Here is a 573-nt window from a genome sequence, read left to right on the forward strand (position 1 = left end):
GTGCAGCAGCGCGGCCACGACCGACGAATCAACGCCGCCGGAGAGGCCCAGGATCACTTCGTCATCGCCCACCTGCTCGCGCACGCGGGCGATCTGGTCGTCGATGATGTTGGCGGCGGTCCACAGGGTTTCGCAGCCGCACACGTCCACCACGAAGCGGCGCAGCAGCGCCTGGCCCTGCAGGGTGTGGGTCACTTCCGGATGGAACTGCACGCCGTACCAGCGCTTTTCTTCGTTGGCCATCGCGGCCACCGGGATGCGATCGGTCACCGCGGTGACGGTGAAGCCCGGGGGTGCGACGGAGACGTGGTCGCCGTGGCTCATCCAGACGTTCAATTTCGGCTCGCCGCCGTGGTCGCTCAGGCCCTTGAACAGCGCATCCGGGGCGACGACGTTGACTTCGGCATGGCCGAACTCACGCTGGTCGGCCGCTTCGGTGGCGCCCCCGAGCTGGGCGGCCAGGGTCTGCATGCCGTAGCAGATGCCGAAGATCGGCAGGCCGCTGTCGAACACTTCCTGCGGTGCGGCCGGCGCACCCGGCAGGGTGGTCGATTCCGGGCCGCCGGACAGGAT

The 573-nt window shown here is 68.8% G+C and carries 1 protein-coding gene; it reads right to left on the reverse strand.

Features of this window, described 5'->3' with window-relative positions; genetic code table 11:
- Positions 1–573, reverse strand: a 573-nt coding sequence (guaA, locus tag ACXJKJ_RS31515) for a glutamine-hydrolyzing GMP synthase (RefSeq protein WP_457395615.1), incomplete at both ends; no start/stop codon positions are given.

The organism is Roseateles sp. P5_E1 (assembly GCF_054049335.1).